22 protein-coding genes and 1 riboswitch are annotated in these 23,631 nt (G+C 39.3%); of the genes, 7 read left to right on the forward strand and 15 right to left on the reverse strand.

What is annotated here, in order from left to right; genetic code table 11:
- Window positions 1-106 precede the first annotated feature (106 nt).
- Both IPU53_RS01735 and IPU53_RS01740 read right to left on the reverse strand, forming a co-directional pair.
- Window positions 107-1,714, reverse strand: coding sequence for an extracellular solute-binding protein (locus IPU53_RS01735; protein ID WP_207446817.1), 1,608 nt, complete (start codon window positions 1,712-1,714; stop codon window positions 107-109).
- 256 nt (window positions 1,715-1,970) lie between these two features.
- A complete protein-coding gene (locus tag IPU53_RS01740; RefSeq protein WP_207446820.1) occupies window positions 1,971-2,666 on the reverse strand; it encodes an N-acetylmannosamine-6-phosphate 2-epimerase in 696 nt (231 codons plus the stop codon).
- 224 nt (window positions 2,667-2,890) lie between these two features.
- Here IPU53_RS01740 and IPU53_RS01745 point away from each other — a divergent pair, with 224 nt between their 5' ends.
- On the forward strand, window positions 2,891-3,985 hold the full coding sequence (locus IPU53_RS01745; RefSeq protein WP_242697988.1) for an SGNH/GDSL hydrolase family protein: 1,095 nt from the start codon (window positions 2,891-2,893) through the stop codon (window positions 3,983-3,985).
- A 103-nt stretch (window positions 3,986-4,088) separates the two neighbouring features.
- Here IPU53_RS01745 and IPU53_RS01750 read toward each other — a convergent pair whose 3' ends face one another.
- The 3 genes from IPU53_RS01750 to IPU53_RS01760 all read right to left on the reverse strand — a co-directional run bounded on the left by IPU53_RS01750 (window position 4,089) and on the right by IPU53_RS01760 (window position 6,839).
- Window positions 4,089-4,724 (reverse strand): ABC transporter permease, encoded by a 636-nt coding sequence (locus IPU53_RS01750; RefSeq protein ID WP_207446822.1) that lies wholly within the window; start codon window positions 4,722-4,724, stop codon window positions 4,089-4,091.
- Window positions 4,724-5,851, reverse strand: a complete 1,128-nt coding sequence (locus IPU53_RS01755; protein ID WP_207446824.1) for an ABC transporter ATP-binding protein — start codon at window positions 5,849-5,851, stop codon at window positions 4,724-4,726. The genes IPU53_RS01750 and IPU53_RS01755 overlap by 1 nt, the downstream gene beginning before the upstream one ends.
- 79 nt (window positions 5,852-5,930) lie before the next feature.
- Complete coding sequence (locus IPU53_RS01760) at window positions 5,931-6,839, reverse strand: glycine betaine ABC transporter substrate-binding protein (protein ID WP_207446826.1); 909 nt, start codon at window positions 6,837-6,839, stop codon at window positions 5,931-5,933.
- A gap of 754 nt (window positions 6,840-7,593) precedes the next feature.
- Between IPU53_RS01760 and IPU53_RS01765 the strand changes: the two genes are divergently transcribed.
- From IPU53_RS01765 to IPU53_RS01780, 4 genes are all read left to right on the forward strand, one after another.
- Entirely contained in the window at window positions 7,594-8,520 is a 927-nt protein-coding gene (locus IPU53_RS01765; protein WP_207446828.1) for an aldo/keto reductase, read from the forward strand.
- Window positions 8,521-8,776: 256 nt separating this feature from the next.
- Complete coding sequence (locus IPU53_RS01770) at window positions 8,777-9,475, forward strand: Crp/Fnr family transcriptional regulator (RefSeq protein ID WP_207446830.1); 699 nt, start codon at window positions 8,777-8,779, stop codon at window positions 9,473-9,475.
- 384 nt (window positions 9,476-9,859) lie between these two features.
- Window positions 9,860-10,333 (forward strand): cytochrome c oxidase subunit II, encoded by a 474-nt coding sequence (locus tag IPU53_RS01775; RefSeq protein ID WP_207446832.1) that lies wholly within the window; start codon window positions 9,860-9,862, stop codon window positions 10,331-10,333.
- The gene (locus IPU53_RS01780) at window positions 10,330-11,982 is read left to right on the forward strand and encodes a b(o/a)3-type cytochrome-c oxidase subunit 1 (RefSeq protein ID WP_207446834.1); all 1,653 of its coding nucleotides are present in this window, start codon (window positions 10,330-10,332) and stop codon (window positions 11,980-11,982) included. Before IPU53_RS01775 ends, IPU53_RS01780 begins: the two co-directional genes overlap by 4 nt.
- Before the next feature lie 268 nt (window positions 11,983-12,250).
- Here the strand turns inward: IPU53_RS01780 and IPU53_RS01785 are convergent, their stop codons facing one another.
- Window positions 12,251-12,898 (reverse strand): restriction endonuclease, encoded by a 648-nt coding sequence (locus tag IPU53_RS01785; protein WP_207446836.1) that lies wholly within the window; start codon window positions 12,896-12,898, stop codon window positions 12,251-12,253.
- A 171-nt stretch (window positions 12,899-13,069) separates the two neighbouring features.
- Here IPU53_RS01785 and IPU53_RS01790 point away from each other — a divergent pair, with 171 nt between their 5' ends.
- Window positions 13,070-13,918 carry an alpha/beta fold hydrolase gene (locus tag IPU53_RS01790; protein WP_207446838.1) on the forward strand — a complete coding sequence of 283 codons (849 nt, stop codon included), beginning with the start codon at window positions 13,070-13,072 and terminating at the stop codon, window positions 13,916-13,918.
- A 157-nt stretch (window positions 13,919-14,075) separates the two neighbouring features.
- On the opposite strand, the gene ade is transcribed toward IPU53_RS01790, so the two are convergent.
- Together ade and IPU53_RS01800 are read right to left on the reverse strand one after the other, a co-directional pair.
- Window positions 14,076-15,860: an adenine deaminase gene (gene ade, locus IPU53_RS01795; protein WP_207446840.1), complete on the reverse strand. Its 1,785-nt coding sequence runs from the start codon at window positions 15,858-15,860 to the stop codon at window positions 14,076-14,078.
- A gap of 110 nt (window positions 15,861-15,970) precedes the next feature.
- Window positions 15,971-17,272: an NCS2 family permease gene (locus IPU53_RS01800; RefSeq protein ID WP_207446842.1), complete on the reverse strand. Its 1,302-nt coding sequence runs from the start codon at window positions 17,270-17,272 to the stop codon at window positions 15,971-15,973.
- Window positions 17,273-17,460: 188 nt separating this feature from the next.
- Window positions 17,461-17,562: riboswitch (purine riboswitch) on the reverse strand.
- A gap of 287 nt (window positions 17,563-17,849) precedes the next feature.
- Here IPU53_RS01800 and IPU53_RS01805 point away from each other — a divergent pair.
- The gene (locus IPU53_RS01805) at window positions 17,850-19,016 is read left to right on the forward strand and encodes an MFS transporter (protein WP_207446844.1); all 1,167 of its coding nucleotides are present in this window, start codon (window positions 17,850-17,852) and stop codon (window positions 19,014-19,016) included.
- A gap of 78 nt (window positions 19,017-19,094) precedes the next feature.
- Here the strand turns inward: IPU53_RS01805 and IPU53_RS01810 are convergent, their stop codons facing one another.
- The 7 genes from IPU53_RS01810 to IPU53_RS01840 all read right to left on the reverse strand — a co-directional run bounded on the left by IPU53_RS01810 (window position 19,095) and on the right by IPU53_RS01840 (window position 23,470).
- Window positions 19,095-19,871: an ABC transporter permease gene (locus tag IPU53_RS01810; protein ID WP_207446846.1), complete on the reverse strand. Its 777-nt coding sequence runs from the start codon at window positions 19,869-19,871 to the stop codon at window positions 19,095-19,097.
- A complete protein-coding gene (locus tag IPU53_RS01815; RefSeq protein ID WP_207446848.1) occupies window positions 19,868-20,755 on the reverse strand; it encodes an ABC transporter ATP-binding protein in 888 nt (295 codons plus the stop codon). Before IPU53_RS01815 ends, IPU53_RS01810 begins: the two co-directional genes overlap by 4 nt.
- A gap of 12 nt (window positions 20,756-20,767) precedes the next feature.
- Complete coding sequence (locus IPU53_RS01820; RefSeq protein ID WP_207446850.1) at window positions 20,768-20,956, reverse strand: PLD nuclease N-terminal domain-containing protein; 189 nt, start codon at window positions 20,954-20,956, stop codon at window positions 20,768-20,770.
- Window position 20,957: 1 nt separating this feature from the next.
- Window positions 20,958-21,164: a transcriptional regulator gene (locus IPU53_RS01825; RefSeq protein WP_207446852.1), complete on the reverse strand. Its 207-nt coding sequence runs from the start codon at window positions 21,162-21,164 to the stop codon at window positions 20,958-20,960.
- Window positions 21,154-21,489, reverse strand: coding sequence for a YxlC family protein (locus IPU53_RS01830; protein ID WP_207446854.1), 336 nt, complete (start codon window positions 21,487-21,489; stop codon window positions 21,154-21,156). Before IPU53_RS01830 ends, IPU53_RS01825 begins: the two co-directional genes overlap by 11 nt.
- A complete protein-coding gene (gene sigY, locus IPU53_RS01835; protein ID WP_207446861.1) occupies window positions 21,490-22,020 on the reverse strand; it encodes an RNA polymerase sigma factor SigY in 531 nt (176 codons plus the stop codon). It abuts the gene before it with no gap.
- 286 nt (window positions 22,021-22,306) lie between these two features.
- Window positions 22,307-23,470: a pyridoxal phosphate-dependent aminotransferase gene (locus IPU53_RS01840; protein WP_207446863.1), complete on the reverse strand. Its 1,164-nt coding sequence runs from the start codon at window positions 23,468-23,470 to the stop codon at window positions 22,307-22,309.
- Window positions 23,471-23,631: the final 161 nt, after the last annotated feature.

Genomic DNA, 23,631 nt, shown 5'->3' on the forward strand with positions numbered 1-23,631 from the left:
TTTCACCTCCATACTTTATCCCTCCTTCATTGTCGTTATGTAGGTTGGCCAAATAGAATATTCAACCAACCTAACCTTGATGTCTTATCAGATTCAAATGGTACCACTACTTTTTAAATCTCTCATAAGCTTTATTTTGGACTTCCATATAATCTTTAAGGCCCATTTTTTCGATCGTTTTTACATAATTATCCCATTCATCAAAAGAAGCTTCTCCAGTGATAAACTTATCTTTCATTTCTTCTACATATTTTTGAATATCAAAGCCTATAGATGTGATCGTTTCATTTTCTTCTTCGGTATACTGAAATTGTGGCCAAGTATCTTCGATTACATAGGGTTCTAATTTCTCCACCGCATTCAATGACATTTCCGATGTTTCTGATCCTTTAAAATATTCTTGTTTAACAAGGCTAGCAGGAGCCCCTGTATTTAAATAGCCAACATAACCTGCTAAGGCTTGTTCTTTAGAAAGCCCTTCTGGATCGTTCGTGATTTTGTCTAAAAACTCATACTCTCCATCATTTGTTTTTTCGTAGGATTCATCTTCTACGCCCATATAAAGCAGTCGTGAGCCTTCATCACTATAAAAATGATCAATCCAACGAACTGTAGCCTCGGGATTTTCATTTTTGCTCGTAATAACGAAACTACCTAGGTTAAAGATAGGATTTGAAACAGCTACATGCTGCCTTTCGCCATTAGGGCCCTCCATCGGTAAACCACTTACAAAGTCATTGCCTGCCTCACCAAACAGTTCATCTGGACTATAAAAAACCGTGCTTGCATACTGCCCCTCTGCTGCGTTAGAAAGATACGCATTCCATTCAATAGAGAATATATTTTGTGCAATCAGCTTCTCGCTATAAAGTTTGTTCACATATTGTAACAACTCCTTATAGCCTTCTAATGTTGGGACAAACCTCATTTCATTTGTTTCCGGATCTTGATCAATCAACGGGTTTTGTAACCCTCTATTTCCCACACCAAAGGAGCCTTTTAACCACGTTACTAATGTATTAATGTCTGTTCCCCCATAAGGAGTTATATAGTTTTCTTCATTTTCCTTCACTGCTCTGAGATATTTATAAAAATCTTCAGTTGTTTCAGGCACATTCATTCCAACACCATCGAGCGATTTTTGATTAATATATAACAAAGGATTGACACGAATAGAAAGAAAATCCGGATCCATAATTCTTGGAAAAGCATAAATATTTCCATCCGATGATGTAATCCCCTTTCTCATATCAGGGTTCTCATCCAATAACTTTTTTAGATTCGGGGCATAATTATCGATTAAATCATTTAATTTTACAAATGTACCTTGGCCGCCATATTTTAACAAATCCATACTAGAAATATCAGCCGCATAAAATGCATCTGGAAGATTCCCACTTGCTAATGCTAGATTCCTTTTTTCCTCCATTGAATCAGATGGCACTTCTTGCCACTTAATGTTAATATTTGTCATTTCCTCATAATTATTAAAAGCCATTACATCTTTTAAACTTTTTTGATTTGTTGGAGACTTTCCAACAAAAAAATCAAGTGTGATAGGGTCATTTACAATAGGAAAACCGGATTTATTCACATTTTCCAATGTCTCTTTATTCCCTACATTTGTCTCACCAGAATTTTTTTTACCACCGCATGCTGCGGCAAAGAATAACATAGAAACTAAGATTAAAATAAACAGATTCTTCTTGTTCATGGATACATCCCCTTGTAATTTAGTTTTACTAGTCAATTTTTCGAGATTGCCTATACCCTTGTAGATATCACCTCCAAAAACTCTCAGTATCTGCGAGCGCTTGCAAAATAGGATTAATGAAAATGAATATACACCTTCTAATCTTTTTTAATATTGATGGAGTAGTTCACATTTAAATTATGTAAGCGTGGATTTAACCTCCATTCTACGAATAAATGCCCATTATGAAATTCCCATTCAAAAGCCTTAGGTTCTATTAATTCCTTAGTGATGGATACAACTTATGATAGAATAGTTTAGTAATCTCTTGAGGTCTTGTAATAGCCGTTCCAACTACGACAAGATGAGCCCCTGACTTCATACAACATGCTGCCTCTTCTGGTGTCAATATTCTTCCTTCTGCCGCAATCGGAATATCTACTGTTCGTATTAAATCCCTTAGAAGCTTCCGATCGAAAGTATTGATATGTCTTGTATTTCCTGTATACCCTGACATTGTTGTCGATACCACATCAACCCTGTAATGAGCGGCCACAATACCTTCTTCTAGCGTGGCAATATCAGCCATTAAAGGGATATCTGGATATCTTTCTTTTATTAAACCAATAAACTCCTCCAAATTTTTACCATCAGGTCTCGGACGGTTCGTTGCATCAAAAGCAATGATATCTGCTCCAGCCTCAACAATCGCTTTCACTTCGTTTATTGTCGGAGTGATATAAACTTCACAACCGCTGTACTCTTTTTTATAGAGACCAATAATAGGCACTCTTACTTTAGCTTTAATTGCCCTTATATCATCTGGTCCATTAGCACGTATAGCTTGAGCTCCACCTTCCACAACAGCTACAGCCATTTGTGCCATAAATCTTGAACCATAAAGGGGCTCATGCTCTAATGCTTGACATGATACAACAAAACTTCCTTTTAAATTTTGTATGATTTCCTTCATAATTAAACCTCACAATACATTTTAGAAAATCTATAAAAGATATATTTGGATATTTGATCCATAATTATATTTATAGGTGGATATTTCCTCCTCGATATAGGATAATGCATTTTTGCACTACTGTCAATATAAATTATCGTTGCAAACTTGCATTTTAAATACAGGATTTTTATTTTTTATCAAGAATTTATTAAACAATAGACTTTTAGAAAGAAGTGATTTCAATGAAACAAACAATTCAAGTCGAAAAATTAGATAACCATATGAAAGCCAATTCAATATATGGCAGCTCCCTCCAATGGCATGATCCGAAGCAGTCTCCTTTTGAAATTAGTGGTTTTGCTTGGCTTAAGGAGGAACAAGGATTTCGGAGACTACCTAAGCAACCTAGATATGAAGTAACCGAGGCGGTTGATATTTTAGCTAATTGTACGGCAGGAGGCCAGTTACGCTTTCGAACCAATTCTCGAAAGTTAGCTGTAAAGGTTAAGTTACAAGGAAAAGCCAACATGTTTCATATGCCGGCCACTGGACAATGTGGATTTGACTGCTATATAGGAGAACCAGGGGAACAGCGTTTTGCAGGAGTGACAAAATATGATCATACTCAAGAGCAATATGAAGTAACCTTATTCGAGAGACAAGAAGCGGACTCAGTTCTAATCACCCTCAATTTTCCACTTTATCAAGGGGTGAAAGAATTATCGATCGGCCTTCAACCTGGAGCAACCATCCAACCTCCTCCAGCATATGAAAGTGGAAAGAGATTGATTTTCTATGGAACATCTATTCTTCAAGGAGGTTGTGCTTCTCGTCCAGGTATGGCATACACGAATATATTAAGTAGAAAGTTTAATCGAGAGTTTATTAATCTTGGTTTCTCAGGGAATGGAAAAGGAGAAGCCAATATGGCCAAGCTTATTCGGGAAATCGAAGATCCTGCTTGCCTTGTATTAGACTATGAACCAAATTGTGTGAGCACTGCCTTATATAAAGAAACCTTGCCAAGATTTATCCAATTGTATCGGGAAGTTCATTCGGAAATTCCTATTTTGGTCATCTCTAAATATCCATATGCCCATGAAATTGTGAACTCCACCTTACGAAAAGATCGATTAGAGCGCCGTTTTTTCCAACAACAACTTGTTCAAGACTTACAAAGAGCGGGCGATAAGCATCTTTACTTTTATGACGGGACCGACCTTCTTGGGGAAAATGGCCATGAAAAAACGGTAGATGGCTCCCATGCGACAGATTTAGGCTTTATAAGCATAGCAGAAAAACTGACACCCGTTTTCCAGGGAATCTTGAGCAAATAGCTTGGTTGGTGAGGGGGCGCTCTGTAATCCGTGCAAGGATGTAAGTTCTACTTAGGCAAAAGCAAGGCAGGATCTCCCCTCACTGAGATCCTGCTTTACTTTGTTACGATTTTAATCCCTTCGGCGTTACCTTGTCTTCCAGCTTTTTCAACAGGAAATCAAAGACGATCGCTAGAATGGCTGCTGGAATGGCTCCAGATAAAATTAGGTTTTTATCCATTACATTCAATCCACGGATAATTAAATCACCTAGACCACCTGCACCGATGAAGGTCGCTAAGGCAGCCACACCAATGGTTAATACTGTTGCTGTCCGAATCCCTGCCATTAAAATGGGCAAGGTCAAAGGCAGCTCTACCATAAATAAAATCTGCCTAGAGGTCATTCCCATTCCTTTTCCGGCATCAACCAAGGACTTATCAACACCGATAATCCCAGTATAGGTGTTTCTGAGGATTGGTAGAAGGGCATATAGCGTTAGAGCAATAATAGCAGGGACTTTTCCAATTCCTAGTAATGGGAGCATGAAGCCTAGCAACGCTAAGCTGGGAACGGTTTGAATAACTGCCGCTATCCCAATCACAAACTCAGCCACCTTTTTATTTCTCGTCAAAACAATGCCGAGTGGCACAGCGATGGCGATGGCAATAATCATCGCAACCCCAGCCAAAAATAGATGTTCTTGAAAGGCAACCCAGATGGCATCTTTTCTTTTAATAAATGTTTCAATTAGTTCCATCAGTCATTCCCTCCATTTCCGTTCATATCGGCTAGACCACGAATCATACTTGATCTTGTGACAAGTCCAACCAACTTCCCATCATCTACTACCGGAATAGCACTCGAATGACTCTCGGTAAATATTTCTGCTACATCTGTTAGAATCGCATCAGGCGTTAATGTTCTGACATTTGACTTCATAATATCGGAGACAATTAAATCTTCATTTCGATAATTCTCTTTTAAGGATTCAAGTGTCGCAACCCCATAAAATTGTTTCGCTTTATCTGTTATAAATAAATTATCTACGCGTTTTTCTCTCATTATATGAAGAGCGGAGGCAAGGCCTCGGTTTGGTGAAGCAGTTACGACTTTTGTATACATCATATCGCTTGCTGTCGGCAACGTGATTCCTTGGTTTAGGCGTTCTTCTCCAATAAATCCTTTGACAAAATCATTGCCAGGACGTCTTAGAATTCTCTCTGGAGTATCTACTTGAACAACTTCTCCATCTTTCATAATGACAATTCGATTGGCAATTTTAATCGCTTCATCCATATCATGTGTTACAAAGACAATCGTCTTTTGAATTTCTTCTTGAAGATTGACAATATCGTCTTGAAGCTGCTCACGACTAATCGGATCCAATGCACTAAATGGCTCATCCATTAAAATAATATCCGGTTCCGCTGCTAAAGCCCGGATGACACCAATCCTCTGTTGCTGTCCACCACTTAATTCGGATGGATAGCGTTTTTTAAAGGTAGACGGATCTAAGCCAACAAGATCTAATAATTCATCCACTCGTTTTTTTGTTTTTTCTACATCTGCTTTTTTCAACTTCGGGACAAGGGAGATATTCTGCTCAATCGTCATATGTGGGAACAAACCAATCTGCTGAATCACGTAGCCAATATTTCTGCGTAATTCAACTGGATCGGCTTTCGCTGTATCTTCCCCGTTAATTAATATTCTGCCTGCTGAAGGCTCTGTTAAACGATTGATCATTCTCATTGTGGTTGTTTTTCCACAACCACTTGGCCCAATCAATGTAACAAGCTCTCCCTTTTCGACTTCTAAATTAATATTTTTAATGGCCACAAAGCCATCTTTATATTGCTTTTTTACATTTTCGAATTTTATCATATAAGTCTCCCCTCTATTCTGACTCTATCCATCCCGAAAAAGTTGTGCACCCTACTGGTACACAACTCGCATTATTTAATTAATCAATTAGTCCTTCTTCTTTTAAAAATTCAACCGCCACATCCTCTGGTTCTTTATTCTCTAGATTGACTTGACCATTTAATTCCTGCATACGCTCATCATCCAAGGTGTCCGCTAATTTATTTAATGTCTCTTCTAGATCAGGATTAGCGTCCAACACTGCTTGGCGAATAACCGGCGCAGCATAATAAGGTGGGAAGAATTTTTTATCATCTTCTAAAACGACCAAATTATATTGTTTAATCCTTGCATCGGATGAAAAGGCCGTTATCACATCAATCTCCGCATCTTTTGCCGCTAAATACATTAAATCTGGGTCAATATTGACTTGTTTGGCAAACTCAGTATCATATTCTGCGATGAGGGCATCGTAGCCATCTCCTCTTTCAAAGAACTCGGGATCAGCTCCAAAGGAGAGGTCAGATGCATGTTCCGCTAAATCAGAATAGGTTTTGATATCTAGTTCTTTAGCCAATTCCTCTCTTACTGCCAAAGCATATGTGTTATTAAAACCAAGTGGTTCTAACCAATTAGTGTTAAATTCCTCCGCATACCCTTTTTTCGTTTCATCATACACTTCATCAGGACTCATACCTGGTTTGTATTCCTGATCCAAAACATTTAAGTAACCCGTCCCGGTATATTCAACGTATAGATCAATATCGCCTTTCTTCATTGCCTCTTGAATGACGAATACCCCTCCTAGAGCATCTTTTATTTCAACCTCTAGATCTGTATTCGCCTTAAGATATTCTGCCAGCATGTGGGTTATAATAATCTGCTCCGTAAACTCTTTTCCAGAGACAACAATTTTTCCTGCTTCCGCTTTGTCAGCGCCACCATTGCCACAAGCAGCCAAAATAAGTAACAAAACGCTGAACATCGAAATCGATACTAGCTTTTTCATATTTCTTAAAACCTCCATAATATTTTTTACCTTTTATCCTAGAAAAGTCTGTACTAATTGGTTTCCGAATATATTATCTGATTTTTCAGTATTATTTTGTGATGTTTGTACATATGTTCTGTTTAATCAATATAATGTCAATGTAAGAAATGATTTATTGTGAATAATTTCACAAATGGCATTGGACGACTCTTCTCCGGATTTTTTACCATTATTTTTAAGACGTTTTATAAAATTTCAGCCGGTCATTACGAATGTTGGATGGCTTGAAGGATTTTGATCGATAGAAGTGGACGAACGGAGTATATGTTATAAAAATCCCAGCGTTCTTATGAACTTGCCACACACACACCTACTTATCAAAGATATTTCTTGAATTGAGCTCCTTAGATTGTCCACATATCTTGTGAAATTGGAAGCAGGCGCAAATAAAGATACGTCTAACAAAGGTAATGTCTTCTATTATATAGTTTTACCAAAGTTTCTACAATTCTCTTAATACGGCTTATCTATCTATTATACTCCAATACTCGGATTGAGCCGATATCATGGGTGAAGTTCCTCATAAGTTCGACCATATCCTCCATAATACGAACAAATACTTGAACACTATTCTTAATACCCGATATTTAAAAACATAAACATTGACCGCTTGCATCCTAATCGGTATTGTATGATTATAGATAAATTGAAACTTCATTAGTGTGGATATTACTGCCCGTTAAAGCGGGAAAAAGTAGAGGAGGAGAAGGAATTGAAATACTTTCCAATAAAGGGCACAAGTTTAAACGTTTCCAATATTGTGATGGGAAATATGCGCATCAACCAACGAACAAAAGCTGAGATTGAACAGTTGATTCGCACAGCTATGGAGGAAGGTATTAATTTCTTTGACCACGCGGATATTTATGGTGGAGGAGAATGTGAGACCTTATTTGCTGATGCCATCCAAATGAATTCAAGTATAAGAGAAAAGATACTTTTGCAAAGCAAGTGTGGAATTAACAGTAAAGATAATTATTATGATTTTTCCAAAGAACATATTCTCGCATCTGTTGATGGCATATTAAAAAGACTAAAAACCGATTATTTAGATCTTTTGCTCTTACATCGCCCCGATCCCTTAATGGAGCCAGAAGAAGTTGCGGAAGCATTTGATCAATTGCACAATAGTGGTAAAGTACGCTATTTTGGGGTATCGAATCACAATCCTGCGCAAATTGAGTTACTTCAAAATTATGTATCCCATAAATTAGTGGTAAACCAATTGCAGCTTAGTGTTGCTCAGTCTGCATTAATTGATTCTGGCATTGCTTTAAACATGCCTGTAGATCAATCGATCAATCGTGATAGCAGTACATTAGAGTATTGTCGTTTAAAAGATATCACAATCCAAGCGTGGTCTCCATACCAAAGTGGATTCTTTGCAGGGCCATTTCTAGGTGATTTAGAAAAGTTTCCGAAATTAAATCAGGAAATCGATGAATTAGCTGAAAAATATAGTGTTACCAATACCGCCATCGCAGCTGCTTGGATTACACGCCATCCAGCTAATATTCAAGTTGTACTTGGAACAACTACACCTCAACGGATAAAAGATGCCTGCGCTGGTTCAGAAATCGATTTAACAAGAAAAGAATGGTATGACCTTTATAAAGCAGCTGGCCATATCGTTCCTTAAGTTTTACATACTCTCTTCCTTGCTTTTAGGGGGAGAGTTTTTTGATTTCTATTGTGCCCCTCCCATGAAAAGCATCCTCCACCTCTAGCACGATAAATTCCCAAGCCACACTCGACCAATTTAAATCTTTTTAGATTATGCAGCTAATTGTGCATTTTCCATTCCCACTTTCGAAAACTCCTATAAAATGGCTTATCCTAGGTGTATAATTAAGAAAGGATGACTCGCTTCGAATATTTAAAGGTGGTGATTCACCATGTTAAGTTCGGTACAACTTTGCTCTCCCTCATTACTCCATATGCTTCAGTCTATCGTCCTCCAAGAAAAGAAATTGAGGAAGGGAGAATATGCTTTTCAAGAAGGTGATCAAGCTGACTTTCTTTTTATGATCCATTCAGGTAAAGTTCAGATTGGCAAAATTACCCCAGATGGACGTGAAATTACCTTTCGAATCTGTAAACCTGGAGATTTCATTTGTGAGATTCCTCTCTTCAGTGACCCTGCTCCCTTTACGGTCTATGCAAAGATGCTAGAAACTGGGACCATCCAAATAATTTCTAAAGAAGACTTGGAAGAACAACTGATTCTTCAGCCTCATTTAAGCATTGAAATGCTTAAATTAATGAATATACAAAACCAGCAAAATCAATCTAAATTTCGTGACTTAGTTTTACATGGAAAAAAAGGGGCGTTGTACTCTACGCTTATTCGTTTAACAAATAGCTATGGTATTGAGCAGGAGGATGGAATTCTGATTGACCTCTCTCTAACAAATCAAGAACTCGCTAACTTTTGCGGTATGACGCGTGAGGTTGTCAATCGGCTCTTAAACGAGTTGAAAAAGGAGAAGAGATTGGCAATCGTTGACGGATATATTGTGATTTATGACCTTCCCTATTTAAAACAGGAAATTCATTGTGAAAATTGCCCTATTGAGATTTGTAATATTTTTTAATGACTTCATCATTATCGGTGCTTAATTTTTTAGTCCGACAATCAGTAAATCCTGATTGTCGGGCTTTTTTTGTCTATTTCTTGAAATCTCTCTTCCTGACAGGAAGTTGTGACTTTTATCACAGACTGGATATACCGATTACAACTACATTTAGACTAAACGATCATGGATGGAGGTAAGTGGAAATTGGACAAAAAAAGGAGTCATTCGGGACCTAATTTAAAAGGAACACTTATAAGCGTGTTTGTTGTCGGCATTATTATTTGCGTGATGTGGATCGCTGTATATGGGTTATATATTTCCAGGTAAAGCCAACATCAAGTCTCTAGATATAAATTTGGTGAAAATGAACGTCTTTAAAAATTTTAGAAAGTAGGTGGAATCATGCATTTGCATAAATATGAGAAAATATGGCTTGGTTTCGGCATTATATCGCTTATTATTTTTTTAAGTATTGTTGGTGTCACTGCTTTTGCACATGGACATACGCCTGCGGGTGGAATGGATGTTATTGATCCCGAAAAGGTGGATGAAACGGCCCCTTTTGATAAGCCAGGTGTGAAGCAGATTGATAAGGATACGTATGAAGTCGTGATTGTCGCTCAAGCTTTTAGCTATAGCCCCGCTAAGATACGGGTTCCTGTAGACAAAGAAATTATCTTTACATCCACAAGTAAGGATGTCGTTCATAGTTTTACGATTGAAGAAACAAAGGTCAATATGATGGTGGTGCCTGGACGTATTACACATAAAAGTTACACTTTTGACAAACCTGGAAGTTATTTAGTGATCTGTAACGAATATTGTGGCACAGGGCATCATTTTATGCAGACAGAGATTGAGGTGTATGAACCATGATAGGAATACAGGATCGAAGACTGGCCGTATCTATTATTATTGTCGCTTATATCGCTTTTCTTATTGGAACATTTTGCGGTCTTTTACAAGTTTTTGTTCGTAATGATGCATTGGACTTACCAGCTTGGCTCGATTATTATCAAATCCTCACAGCGCACGGCGTATTATTAGCACTTATCTATACAACCTTTTTTATTTTCGCTTTTCTTATTTCTGGTATGAGCAAGTCATTGGGGAACTTCGGACCAAAAGTTTGTCGCACTTTATGGATAGGATTTATTGTCACAACGATTGGCACAATCCTTGCGACAGTATTGATTATTTCTGGCAAAGCCTCTGTGCTCTATACATTCTATGCACCTTTAAAAGCAAGTGGTTGGTTTTATATTGGGCTTGCGCTTTGGGTCATTGGAACTTGGATTAGTTGTTTTGCTTTGGTTGGCCACTACATCGCCTGGAAAAACAGCCACAAAGGTGAAGTAAGTCCACTTTTTGCTTATATGACAATTACAACGATTATTCTTTGGATTATTGCTTGTCTCGGTGTTGTAGCAACTGTTGTGTTCCAATACATCCCATGGGCTTTTGGTTGGGTCGATACGATTAATGTTGAATTAAGTCGCTCGCTGTTTTGGTATTTTGGGCATCCGCTTGTTTACTTTTGGCTTTTGCCTGCTTATATGGCTTGGTATGTTGTGATACCAAAATTAGTAGGAACGAAAGTATTTAGTGATTCCTTAGCTCGTTTGGCGTTTGTACTTTTTATTCTATTTTCCTTTCCAGTTGGATTTCATCACCAATTAACAGAGCCGGGAATCTCTAGCTTTTGGAAATTTCTTCAGGTTGTTTTAACGTTTATGGTGATTATTCCATCGCTTATGACGGCATTTTCAATGTTTGCCACCTTTGAGATATCAGGAAGGAAGAAGGGCGGTTCCGGGCTTTTCGGATGGTTCACCAAGTTACCGTGGAAAGATGTGCGTTTTACATCGATCTTTATCGCTATGCTATTCTTTATCCCCGGGGGTGCCGGGGGAATTATTAATGCAAGCTTTCAACTAAATGAGCTTGTTCATAATACGCTTTGGATTGTTGGACACTTCCATATTACTGTTGGAGCGCCCGTTGCCATGACCTTTATGGGAATAACATTTTGGTTGATCCCCCATTTAACAGGCCGAAAATTAACAAAGTCTATTCAAAAGCTCGCCTTTATCCAAATTATTTCTTGGTCGGTTGGCATGTTGTTGATGTCTACTGCCCAGCATATTCTCGGACTCCTTGGCGCACCTAGAAGAACAGCTTATGCTGGTTACAACGGTCACCAAACAGCCATGCAGTGGTTTGATGGCATTCTATCGAATCACGTGACAATGGCGATTGGGGGCACCATATTATTTTTATCTGCTATGTTGCTTATTTATATTGTGTGCAACCTGTTATTTTTTGCTCCTTCCGCCCAAAAGCCTGCAGATATGACTGAATTTCCTTTGGCGGAAAGCGACACTTCCCATACACCGAAATTCTTGGAAAACTGGTGGCTTTGGATTGGCATCGCTGTGCTATTAATTGTGCTGGCTTATGCCTTCCCGCTTGCGGATATGATCCATCATTCACCCCCTGGTTCAAAAGGACAAATCACATGGTAGGGAGTTGAGAAAAATGTTTGTTATGACATTAGGTTTATTATTAGTATCTACAGTCATGATCATTATGACTGTAGAGCTAAACACACCTGAAGAGGATTAGAAAAGGAGCTCTAAGGAAGAACAATTCATTCCCTTAGCGGAGGGAAATATCCAAAGAGTTAGACAAAACCAGAAGGCGAAGTATATTTACCGAGCGATTTTTATGCGGCTAATCGTTCGGTTTTTCTTTGATAAAAATACTTTTGCCCCGTCTCTTCCTTAACAACGATCATTGCTCTGGTTCTGTTCGATATACATCTGGGAGGACCTTTTTAATTTCCTCTTCATTACTTTGCAAGGCTTCCATCCAAAGCTCAACTAGCTTGCTTCCATTAATTAATTCAATATCCAACGGTTCAGCATATTCTTTGGCCGCTTCCGTAAAGGCAGAGGTTGTAATGACATATCCGCCTACTGCTTGCTTTTTTACCATATTTGAATGGATCAAAGCAATCGGTTCAAAATCAACATCCTCTTTCCAACATTTCACCTGGCCAAGAAATAATCCATCGTCCGTTTTATGCTTAAAATCAACCCCGAAATCTTGTCTAGATGGGAGGACATCAGTTTCTCCCCCTCTTGCTCTTTCAAAAATATCCGCCACAAAGTCTTCAAATATTAGGGGGTCCTCCTTAATAAATTGCTTTGTGTCATGAGGACCAGCTTCCTCGTCTTGTCCGTCATTTTCAGAAGAGTTTTCTTCCTCCAGCTTAAACCTTAAATAAAGTCCCATAGCCAATGTCCACTTTACCTCTTCACTTGAATGTAATTGCCGATTTATTAAATCCAATTCATAACGATTTCTCCGCTTAGCACGCTGAAAGTGAATATATGCAACCAATAAAAGGACTGCAATCACAACCTCTACGTAAACCATTTGGCAATACCTCCCTACAACAGTTATCACCTTTTTTGGGTATCCTTATTCTTAAGACACCTTGTATCATTTGTAATCAAAATGAAATATTTTTAAATACTTTTTAACAATTAAACCAAATTTATTACAAAATATGGTAAAATGGGAATATAGGCTTTAGGGGGAATTTTTATGAAAAAAAGGTATTCAGGTATCAGTTTATTTTTTATTATTGTACTAATAATTGGGCTTTTTATTTCACGTCCAAAATTAATAAATGAACAAATTCAGGTTTCCGCCTCTCCTGCCGTTGTACCCACTCTTTTTCTTCATGGGTATAAAGGGAGTGAGCGCTCCTTTTCAACGATGTTAGAAAGAATGGAAGAACAACAATGGGGGGCAAGAGCGCTGGTATGCTTTGTCCACAAAAATGGTCGAGTTTCCATTAAAGGGACCATCCCCAAAAATGTCGAAAATCCGTTTATTCAAGTGATTTTTGAGAATAATCGGGCGCAATTAAGCGACCAAACGAAATGGCTGCAAAAGGTCATGAAACAACTAAAAGAACGCTATTATATTGAAGAAATCAATGTTGTCGGTCATTCAATGGGTGGGCTTGCTTTAACAAATTACGTGCAAACAACGGGTGACCAAGAACTTTACCCGAAGATCTCAAATCTTATTACAATCGGAAGTCCTTTTCTCGGAATTGATAAAGAAAATTATTTTGAAGAGAACTATGGGGATGCCTTAATTGATTTAAAGCCAAATTCTGAAGCTTTGCAAAAGCTTATGGAGAATAGTCTGTTACTTCCGGAAGACTTGAGAGTGCTCTCGATCGCAGGCGTTGTGGCAGATCCATTAACTGGTGATGGTCTTGTTTCTTTAGACAGTGCTCTTGCTAGTCAAAATATGGTTCCTCATAACCTTTTTACAGAAAAGGTTGTGACAAATATAACCGCCACTCACTCCGGTCTACATGAAATCGATGCGGTAGATCAACTTGTTGCCGGCTTTCTGTGGGAAGCCGCAATTCAGTAAACAATAGCGCTGGAGCTGGCCGTCAAACCGCAACGTAAGTTATTTATCCACGATCCAGGAATTTTATAATTTCCTCGACCAAAACAAAGGCGTGCAAGAGGTTAACGTACTAACCTTTTGCACGCCCTTTTAACCTATCCTCATAAGCGTCTCTACTTTAATGCAATATTTCTACATCGATCATTTTAAATTCAGCAACATCCACTAGGCCCCGATTAGAAATTCGGACATCAGGTATGACGGGTAAAGCAATGAGAGAAAAGGTCATAAATGGAGCATGTATTGGGCAACCTAATGTCTCCCAAGCTGCTTCTAACTGTTTCACTTCTTTTACAACTGTCTCTAGTGGCTGATCAGACATTAAGCCAGCTATCGGCATACGAACTTGCGCCAATACCTTGCCGTTCTCCACTACGATCATTCCGCCACCAATTTTGGCTAGCTCATTTGCAGCAAAGGCCATGTCCTCGGGATTTGTCCCCATAACCAGTAAATTATGACTATCATGAGCAACCGTTGAAGCAACAGCTCCCTTTTTCAGCTTAAATCCATGCGCGAAGCCAAGTGAGATTTGCCCTGTTTGATGATGACGTTCAATACATGCTAATTGCAAAACATCCTGCTCAAGATCAGGCTGGATCATTCCATTTTTAACCTCTAATGTAGTGGTCATCTTCTCGGTACGAGCACTGTTTTCAATTACATTAATTACATTTACTTTTGTTTGGGCTGTATTCCCTTTGCTAGTTAATTGAAAATCGCTAGCTGTTAGGTCGCTTTTCAAATGAATGGAATTCCGAATATGCTCTGGATAGACAAAGGTTGGAAAGTCTTTTACCATTCGCTGATCGTGATAGATTACTTCTCCATCCGCAACCACCGTAGATGGCTCCAATTCTCGAATATCCTCGATTACTAAAATATCCGCCACCTTTCCAGGTGCAATCGAGCCTAAGTCGCGCTCCATATTATAATAACGAGCTACGTTAATTGTTCCCATTTGAATCGCTGTAACAGGGTCTACCCCTTCTTCGATTGCCCGACGAACCACATGGTTAAGATGGCCTTTTTCAACAAGCGTTTGTGGGTAGACATCATCTGTCACCAAACTAATATTATGTGTTTGCACATGATGCTCTGTGACAACCTTGATGACTTCTTTCACATCTTGCCAAGCCGATCCCTCTCGAATCATCAAATGCATGCCAAGACGTAACTTTTCTAATCCTTGTTCTTTTGTTACTGTTTCGTGGCATGAATCCACACCCGAACCAATGTAGGCCTGTAACATCCTCGGATCTTCTGCAGGAAAATGCCCCGTTACTGTTTTATTCGCTTTAATCGTTTCGGCAATCTCGCCACTCATTAGCGGATCTCCATAAACAACCCCAGGAAAATTCATGACTTCTCCAAGGCCTGCAACATTTTCCCACTGCATTCCTGCGTGAACATCCTCTACACTTAAGGAAGCACCTGCATCTTCGAAATCAGTTGTAGCGGGCACACATGAAGGGAAGGTAGTAAATACCTTCAAAGGAAGCTGCTGTCCCTCTTCGTGCATCAAGCGCACACCCTCTGTACCAAAAACATTGGCGATTTCATGCGGATCCATAAAAATAGAAGTTGTACCTTTGGCTAGTCCTGCCTTCGCAAATTCTGTCACAGAAAGCATTGTACTTTCCACATGCATATGGCCATCAATAAAACCAGGAACTAAGTATTTTCCATTAGCATCGATTACCCTTGTGTTTTCACCAATGGTGTGATCAGCCTTACCAATGTATGCCACTCTTCCTTCAATAACCGAAACATCCATATTTTCCAAAAGCTCTCCTGTAAACACATTGACTAATACACCATTAGTAATGACTAGTTCTGCTTTCTCTTCGCCTCTGGCTACTTTTGATAGTTGCTGACTCACTTCATATATTTTCTTTCTCATGATGAAATCCCCTTTCTCTTTTTGATCAAATCCGAAAGTTTTATAAAATAAAAAGCGGAGAATGCAACTAATATGCGCATTCCCGCTAACGGTCTGTACCGATTACTTTATTAAGCTGCCCATCCCAGATAAATAACGAATACGACAAATAACACATACATAATCGGATGAACCTCTTTATACTTCCCTTTGAATACCATTGTTAATGGATAAAAAATAAATCCTAAGGCAATTCCAGTAGAAATACTATAAGTTAATGGCATCGTCACAACGGTCATAAACGCTGGAATTGCAAATTCAAAATCCTTCCATTTAATTTCCGCTAAAGAGGAAGCCATCAGGATTCCTACAATAATTAGAGCGGGCGCTGTAACCTCCGATGTCACCACACTAAGTAAAGGAGAAAAGAATAATGCTAAAACGAAGAATCCTGCTGTTACAACAGATGTGAAGCCTGATCGGCCACCCGCTGCAACCCCTGAGGTCGATTCTACAAATGATGTCGTTGTTGAAGTTCCTAAAACAGCCCCTATCATTGTTGCAACAGAGTCGGCAGAAAGAGCCTTTCCGGCCCGAGGCAATTTTCCATCTTGCAATATGCCTGCTTGACGAGCCACAGCCATTAATGTACCTGCTGTATCAAAGAAATCCACAAATAATAAAGTGAAGATCACAACAAGTAGATGTGGCGTAAACAAATCACCTAAATGGCCGAACATAGCACCAAAGGTTGGTGTCAAAGATGGGATCCCAGAAACGATGCCATCTGGTAATGGGATTTGTCCAAATATAATTCCCACAATGGCCGTTACAATCATGCCATAGAAAATTGCCCCTTTAAATCCGCGAATCATAAAGAATGCTGTAATCACAATTCCCGCAATGGTTAACAATGTACCTGGTGCTGTAATATCTCCTAAAGCAACAACCGTTGTCCCAGGATCAGCGTCAACGACAATGCCAGCATTCTGAAAACCAATAAATGTAATGAACAAACCAATTCCTGCAGCAACAGCTAACTTAAGCTGTTCAGGAATCGCATTAATAATCGTTTCACGTATTTTTGTTAAGGTAAGAATAAAAAAGATCAAACCAGAAATAAATGTTCCAGCTAAAGCCGTTTGCCATGGAATCCCCATTCCAAGCACAACAGTGTAAGCAAAGAAGGCATTAATCCCCATACCTGGTGCAAGGGCCACAGGGTATTTTGCCCATAGTCCCATAATTAAGCAGGCAATCGCTGAAGCTAAAGCAGTTGCAACATAAACTGCCCCTTGGTCCATCCCAGCATCACTTAGCACAGATGGATTAACAAATAAAATGTAGGCCATTGCCAAGAATGTTGTTAAACCAGCAACCGATTCTTGCCGATAATTGGTATTTAATTCCTTAAAATTAAAATAGCGTTGCATTCTTTATATTCCCCCTATTATTCCTTTGAGTAAAGCACTAATGGCTTTCATAAACCAGAGTACAACTCAAGCTCCATTGAATGCAAAAAGCCTAGGTTCTCATTAACCCAGGCCCGCCTACATTTATAGATAGAAATGGGACATCCCCTGTATCTAGATCAAGCCCAATTGGTTAATTGTCCATGATCTATCCCTATCTTTATACATGTAGTCTGGTAATTTACGGTTACCTGGTAGAAACGCTTGGGCCCTATTCCCAAACATATACATTCAATAAATGATGATAATTTAATTAAAATTAGTACATCTCTATTAATAGCATAAAAGCCCCAGAAACGTCAATAGATTTTAACGAATATTATACATGTTTTCGGGTGATAACGTTCGTGAAATTAACTGTTCATTTAATCTTCACATCTTCCCTACTACTTTTTATAGGATATTCCGAAGCAAAGTGGTAAACTTTTAAAGGAATTGAGAAATAGTTCGATTTTCTCCTCTTTTACATACATTATCAACATTTTGGATAGAGTTTCGTCTAGCTAGTCATTTATGAAGATTTGGAGTGAGCATGATTATGGAAACGAAGAAAGCTTTGCCTATTCTGTTTGCTGTTATGTTTTTCGTCATGGTTGGATTTGGAATTATCATCCCTGTCCTTCCTTTCTACGCAGAAGAATTGGGGGCCACCCCTACACAATTAGGGCTATTAATGGCTGTCTATTCTCTAATGCAATTGTTATTTTCGCCAATCTGGGGAAGAGTCTCTGATCGGATTGGTCGTAAACCTGTGATGTTGATCGGTATTTTTGGACTTGCCATTTCTTTCTTTTTAATGGCTTCTGCCTCTAGCCTGTGGATGCTATTTGCCGCAAGAATTATCGGCGGATTACTTTCATCAGCTAATATGCCTACTGTCACAGCCTATGTCGCTGATATAACATCTCCTGAGGATCGTGGAAAAGGAATGGGCGTTGTGGGGGCCTCTGTTGGTCTTGGCTTTATTCTTGGCCCTGCGATTGGCGGAATTTTTTCAGAATCTAACCTGAGCACGCCTTTTTTACTCTCAGGAATCTCCTCCTTGATTACCTTTCTCCTCGTTTTGTTTATTTTACAGGAATCACTTCCAGCTGAGAAAAGGGGAAAAGAAACAGGAAAGAAAGAGTCAATGTTCAAAGCCTTACAAGGCCCGATTTCAATTCTCTTTATTCTGCAATTGTTCGTGTCTTTGTCCATGGCTGGCCTTGAGGCGACATTTGCCTATTTTGCCGCAAAAAGAGCAGGACTAGGAACTGTTCAACTTGGTTATCTGTTTATGATTATGGGATTTGCTGGCGCGATCGTTCAAGGCGGGCTAGTAGGGAGATTAACAAAGAAATATGGGGAAGGAGCCGTAATCCAACTAGGCATCATCATCTCTGCAATTGGCTTCGGACTGATCTTACTAATTGATAGCTTTACAACCGCCGCTATTTATTTAACTATTTTTGGAATTGGGAATGGCGTCATTCGCCCAAGTGTATCAGCCCTGTTAACCAAAACCTCAACTACAGGTCATGGCAATACAACAGGCTTATTATCCTCCTTCGATTCCATCGGCCGAATCATAGGCCCACCCTTAGGCGGTTGGCTCTTTAAAACAGCGACTGGATTACCATATATCTCTGGACTCATTTTATCCATCATCGCCCTAGTTTTGTATCAATCCTATAAAGTCGCTATTTCGAGGAGACAAGGTGCCTGACACGCCCCGAATTTTGTCGAAATAACGAAGAATCAAAGCAAGGCACAACGAATTCAACCGATTCGTTGTGCCTATTTATTAATATCGTTCATAGCGCTTGAACGATAAGATAGTGACTATAAATAAACCTACCAGTATTAAGAGGCTTGAGGTGATCATAAGTGTCAGTGAATCTTCCCATATACCTGTTAGTAAATAGTCACTGGCCTTACTTTGGGCATTGGAAGGGCTCCATTTCATATACTTCGGAAAAAGAGAATCGCCTAATGATAAAATTGCCAACACAATCACGCTCACACCTGCAATGCCCCCGACATTTTTCAAAAGCACCCCTACGAGTAATGTTACTGTTAAAACAAATAAAACCCATACACTATAAATCACTAGACTTCCTAAGAATGCCTTTATTTCCACTTGTTCAAACAATAAATTCGTATAATAATAGCTAAGACTATAGCCTAAGGTAAAGGAAAATAAGAGAATAATCGCATGGGCCACCCATTTGCTTGCAATATATTGCAAGGCTTGAACAGGACGAGCCATCACGAGTGAGAGAGCCCCACTATTTCTTTCATGCGCAATACTTCCCATCACACTCAAAATGAAAATTGCTGTGCCCATAATTCCGAGCTGTCCAAGTGTACCAGCAAGTATCTCTCCCCCGCTGGGAACAGGGATTTCAATGACCGTTCCTTCTGGCAGATTACCAGCCATGTCTAAAATTTGCGGCATATAGTATTGACTAATAGGCTGAGAGATCGCTAATAGGCTAATCACAATCGGAAGCCATATCCACTTTTTATCCCGCCACGCTTCTACCCACTCTTTTTGTACTAATGTGAGGAAAACACTCATTGGTTAACCACCTCCATATACGCCTCCTCTAGTGAATAGCTTTTTTGTTCAAAACGCATAATAGTAAAGCGATCTTTCAAACAATCTGTTAATAAAAGGTTACGTCCTTCCTTATGATTGAAAGTAATTTCTGCGGCATTAGAAGATAAAAGGTGAAAATCCCGAATGTACCTTTTATCAGAAAGCCAATTTATTAGATTTTCCGAGACCTTCAGGACGAATGTTTCAGTTTGCTGCATATGCTTTAAATCTACTAAAGAACCAGACCATTTCATTCTCCCGTCTTTCAACATGATGATGTGATCACACACCTGTTCAGCGTCATGAAGAACATGGGTTGAAAATAGTATCGCCATCCTTTTCTTTAATTCCTGCATAATGTTTAACACATCGCGGCGGCCTTCAGGATCTAAAGCAGAAACAGGCTCATCTAAAATCAATAGCTTTGGTTCGTGGATCATCGCCTGCGCTAACCCTAAACGTTGCTTCATTCCACCCGAAAATCCACCAATCCGCTTGTTTTTCGCGTCTTCCAACCCAACAAACGCAAGCATCTCCCCACTATTTTGCTTCCTTTTCTTTTTCGAAAGTCCGGAGAGTTTCCCTACAAAATGCAAATATTCCGCAGCTGTCATCCATGGGTGAAAGGCCGGATATTGTGGCAAATAACCCAATTCATGTCGATTGATATTAGCTTTTCCTAAAAATTGAATCGTGCCCGCAGTAGGGGTTAAAAGTCTTGTTAACATATTTAGGGTCGTCGTTTTTCCCGAACCATTTGGTCCTAACAAAGCGACACATTGATTACTTGCAATTGTAAAGGACAATCCATCTACTGCAAGCTGGTTTTTATATTTTTTCGTGAGTTGTTGTACAGTGAGCAATGTTGTCTCCCCCTATTGTCTTTTCCTACCGATAATAAAATAAAGAACAGGTCCGATCAGATTTATACAAACAATAATAAGTACCCATAACCATTTCGGACCGTTTGTTTCCTCTTCCTTTACACAACTTACAAGTGCAACAGTCATCAAAATAAGTTGCAAACCAACGATTGGGGCAATCATTTCCCAAGAAATGTTCAATTTACTCAGCCTCCCTTTTTCTTTTACGGAATGGCCGAATGACAAAGAAGTAATAAAAAATAGGCGGACACGGGAATTGCAAAAGTCCCCATATTCCCCAAGCCCAGGCATAAGCCCCTTTTTTCTTTGCATCAATAAATAATAAAATACTCTGTGTAAGTAAGACCGGCAAAGCAAACAAGAAGATTAGCATTGTTTCAGAATCCATAATCCGACACCTCGTTCTGCTTTTTACGCCGTTTCCTTTCCACAATAAACATGACTGGCACCCCGCCTATTAGCATTCCTTGTATCCAAATAAAAATGGGCATGAGTTTTAGAGCGAGCATGCTGTAAGAAATGAGTATAAATATGGCCGTGATTAGAAAAATAGCAAGCTCTCGACGAAAGGCGCGCTTACGCTTTATTTTAAAGTCCTCTAGCACACGTAGTATTTGCCCTTGCTCTGGCACCTTTGCTTCAAACGGCTTTTCAAGTTTTTCTAAATCCTGCTTAAATTGTGTAAGCCATTCCTGTTCCTTTGAATCTTTCATTCACGACCACTCCTTTCGAATTTTCTTCATGCCATAATGGACTCGTGTTTTTACCGTACCTTCTTTTAAACCAAGCATATGAGCAATTTCTTTATAGGTGTAACCGTAAAAATGACGTAAGAGAATCGGGGTCCGTATGGTTGGATCTAATGAAGCAAATTGGGCCATATATTCAGTCCATTCAAAACCATTGACCGATACCTTCCACTGCATTTTTCTGATCACTTCATCCTGTAATTTTTCCTGTCTTCTCCGCTCCCTCTTTGTTTTCCGTTGATGATCAATAAATACTCTTGATGCAATTGAAATAAACCATGTCGATAATCTAGATTCTCCTTTAAAACGGGAGAAGTGAATGTAGGCCTTGAGCAACGTTTCCTGCATTAAATCCTCTGCCAAATCGGGGTCAAGACTTACTTTCACTAAATATTTATACACAAATTGATAATGGGCTTGAAAAAGTTGAGTGAATGCCTCATCGCTTCCCCTTATTGCCGCTCTTATCAAGTGCTTTTCCTCTCTCTCATTCAATACAAGTCCATCCCCCTTTTGACCGCTCTATAGATTGGACGTTTTGAATGGTTCAACCGTTCATCTTTTATATAAATTTTTATTTATGTTTATGTAGGAACCGTCAGCAGACGCTACACGGCTTCCTTTGAAAATACCTATTAGCTGTTAGAAGCACTTTATTAGCCGGTATGTACATTCTATTAGCCGGTACGAGATTCTATTAGCCATCACACTGCTTTTATTAGCCGTTACATTATTTCTAGGAATTTGCAAAAAACCCTTTGCACAGGCAAAGAGTTTCTCATTAAAATATATTCAATTTCTCAATTCTGCGAATAGCCTCTCTTAGCCGTTCTTCCTCGACTAATAAACCGACACGTACATATCCTTCACCGAATTCACCAAAGCCATTACCGGGAGCGACCGCTACGTCGGCTTGTTCCAATAACAAGTCGGCAAATCCTTCACTCGTATAACCATCGGCTATAGGGAGCCAGGCAAAAAAGGAACCTTGTGGTGCCGTGACGTCCCAACCAATACACTGGCATTCTTCTATTAGAGCGTTACGGCGGCCTTCATACAGAGCAACTAGCTCTGATACACAGTCTTGTGGTCCCGATAGAGCGGCCGCTGCCGCATGCTGAACAGCTGGGAACAAACTAACAAAAAAATGATCTTGAATCAAATTGATTGCCTCAATCATTTCCCCATTTCCAACCGCAAAGCCGATACGCCACCCCGCCATATTGTAGGTCTTGGATAAGGTATACATTTCAATGCCGACATCCTTGGCCCCTTCAACTTGCAAGAAACTAATTGGTTTTTGATCGTCAAAGCCAATTGCCCCATAAGCGAAATCATGAGAGACAGCGATGTTGTGTTCCTTGGCAAACGCTACAGTTTTTTCAAAAAAAGCTAAGTCGGCTACCGCCCCTGTTGGGTTATTCGGATAATTGATATACAGAAGCTTTGCTTGCTCTTTGAGATGATCTGGAAGTACAGCATAATCAGGCAGAAACTGATTTTCCGTTAATAAAGGTATTGTTTCAAATTGAACATCTGCCAACTTCACTCCAGATAGATAATCTGGATAACCAGGATCAGGTAATAGCATCAGATCTCCCGGATCCAAAATAGCTAGTGGCAATTCGACTAAACCACTCTTTGCTCCAAAAAGGATGGCCACTTCTGACTCAGGGTCAATGTCCACATCGTATTCACCCTTATAAAAATCTGCAGCCACCTCTTTTAATTCCTTTAACCCTCTAAAAGGCGAATATTTATGGGTCACTGGATCTTCTACAGATCTTTGTAAAGCTTTGACAATATGGGGAGGTGTCGGTTGATCAGGGTTCCCTTGTCCCAAATTAATAATATCCCTTCCCTCTGCCTTGGCTTTTTCTACCCTTTGCACAAGTGCAGCGAAAAACTGTTTAGGAAGGTTTTGCATTTTGCGTGAAAGTTTCATTGTTTCCTCCTCTTATGCTTAAAATATGTGTTCAAAAAGCCGGCGCTGCGGATCTGCTAACGTCGTCACTAACTTAATACCATTGAAACAGTCGGAGTCATTTGGGTTCTAATGGGAAACCTGGCCTTCAACAACAAGAAGCGTTTATAAGTCTTGAAAAG

This window comes from Bacillus sp. SD088, assembly GCF_017355205.1.
In the GTDB taxonomy this organism is placed as follows: domain Bacteria; phylum Bacillota; class Bacilli; order Bacillales; family Bacillaceae_C; genus Lederbergia.

Coding starts and splice junctions, on each gene's coding strand:
- IPU53_RS01735 (WP_207446817.1), bottom strand. CDS start 1,714: ATGAACAAGAAGAATCTGTTTATTTTAATCTTAGTTTCTATGTTATTC.
- IPU53_RS01740 (WP_207446820.1), bottom strand. CDS start 2,666: ATGAAGGAAATCATACAAAATTTAAAAGGAAGTTTTGTTGTATCATGT.
- IPU53_RS01745 (WP_242697988.1), top strand. CDS start 2,891: ATGAAACAAACAATTCAAGTCGAAAAATTAGATAACCATATGAAAGCC.
- IPU53_RS01750 (WP_207446822.1), bottom strand. CDS start 4,724: ATGGAACTAATTGAAACATTTATTAAAAGAAAAGATGCCATCTGGGTT.
- IPU53_RS01755 (WP_207446824.1), bottom strand. CDS start 5,851: ATGATAAAATTCGAAAATGTAAAAAAGCAATATAAAGATGGCTTTGTG.
- IPU53_RS01760 (WP_207446826.1), bottom strand. CDS start 6,839: ATGAAAAAGCTAGTATCGATTTCGATGTTCAGCGTTTTGTTACTTATT.
- IPU53_RS01770 (WP_207446830.1), top strand. CDS start 8,777: ATGTTAAGTTCGGTACAACTTTGCTCTCCCTCATTACTCCATATGCTT.
- IPU53_RS01775 (WP_207446832.1), top strand. CDS start 9,860: ATGCATTTGCATAAATATGAGAAAATATGGCTTGGTTTCGGCATTATA.
- IPU53_RS01780 (WP_207446834.1), top strand. CDS start 10,330: ATGATAGGAATACAGGATCGAAGACTGGCCGTATCTATTATTATTGTC.
- IPU53_RS01785 (WP_207446836.1), bottom strand. CDS start 12,898: ATGGTTTACGTAGAGGTTGTGATTGCAGTCCTTTTATTGGTTGCATAT.
- IPU53_RS01790 (WP_207446838.1), top strand. CDS start 13,070: ATGAAAAAAAGGTATTCAGGTATCAGTTTATTTTTTATTATTGTACTA.
- ade (WP_207446840.1), bottom strand. CDS start 15,860: ATGAGAAAGAAAATATATGAAGTGAGTCAGCAACTATCAAAAGTAGCC.
- IPU53_RS01800 (WP_207446842.1), bottom strand. CDS start 17,272: ATGCAACGCTATTTTAATTTTAAGGAATTAAATACCAATTATCGGCAA.
- IPU53_RS01805 (WP_207446844.1), top strand. CDS start 17,850: ATGGAAACGAAGAAAGCTTTGCCTATTCTGTTTGCTGTTATGTTTTTC.
- IPU53_RS01810 (WP_207446846.1), bottom strand. CDS start 19,871: ATGAGTGTTTTCCTCACATTAGTACAAAAAGAGTGGGTAGAAGCGTGG.
- IPU53_RS01825 (WP_207446852.1), bottom strand. CDS start 21,164: ATGGATTCTGAAACAATGCTAATCTTCTTGTTTGCTTTGCCGGTCTTA.
- IPU53_RS01830 (WP_207446854.1), bottom strand. CDS start 21,489: ATGAAAGATTCAAAGGAACAGGAATGGCTTACACAATTTAAGCAGGAT.
- IPU53_RS01840 (WP_207446863.1), bottom strand. CDS start 23,470: ATGAAACTTTCACGCAAAATGCAAAACCTTCCTAAACAGTTTTTCGCT.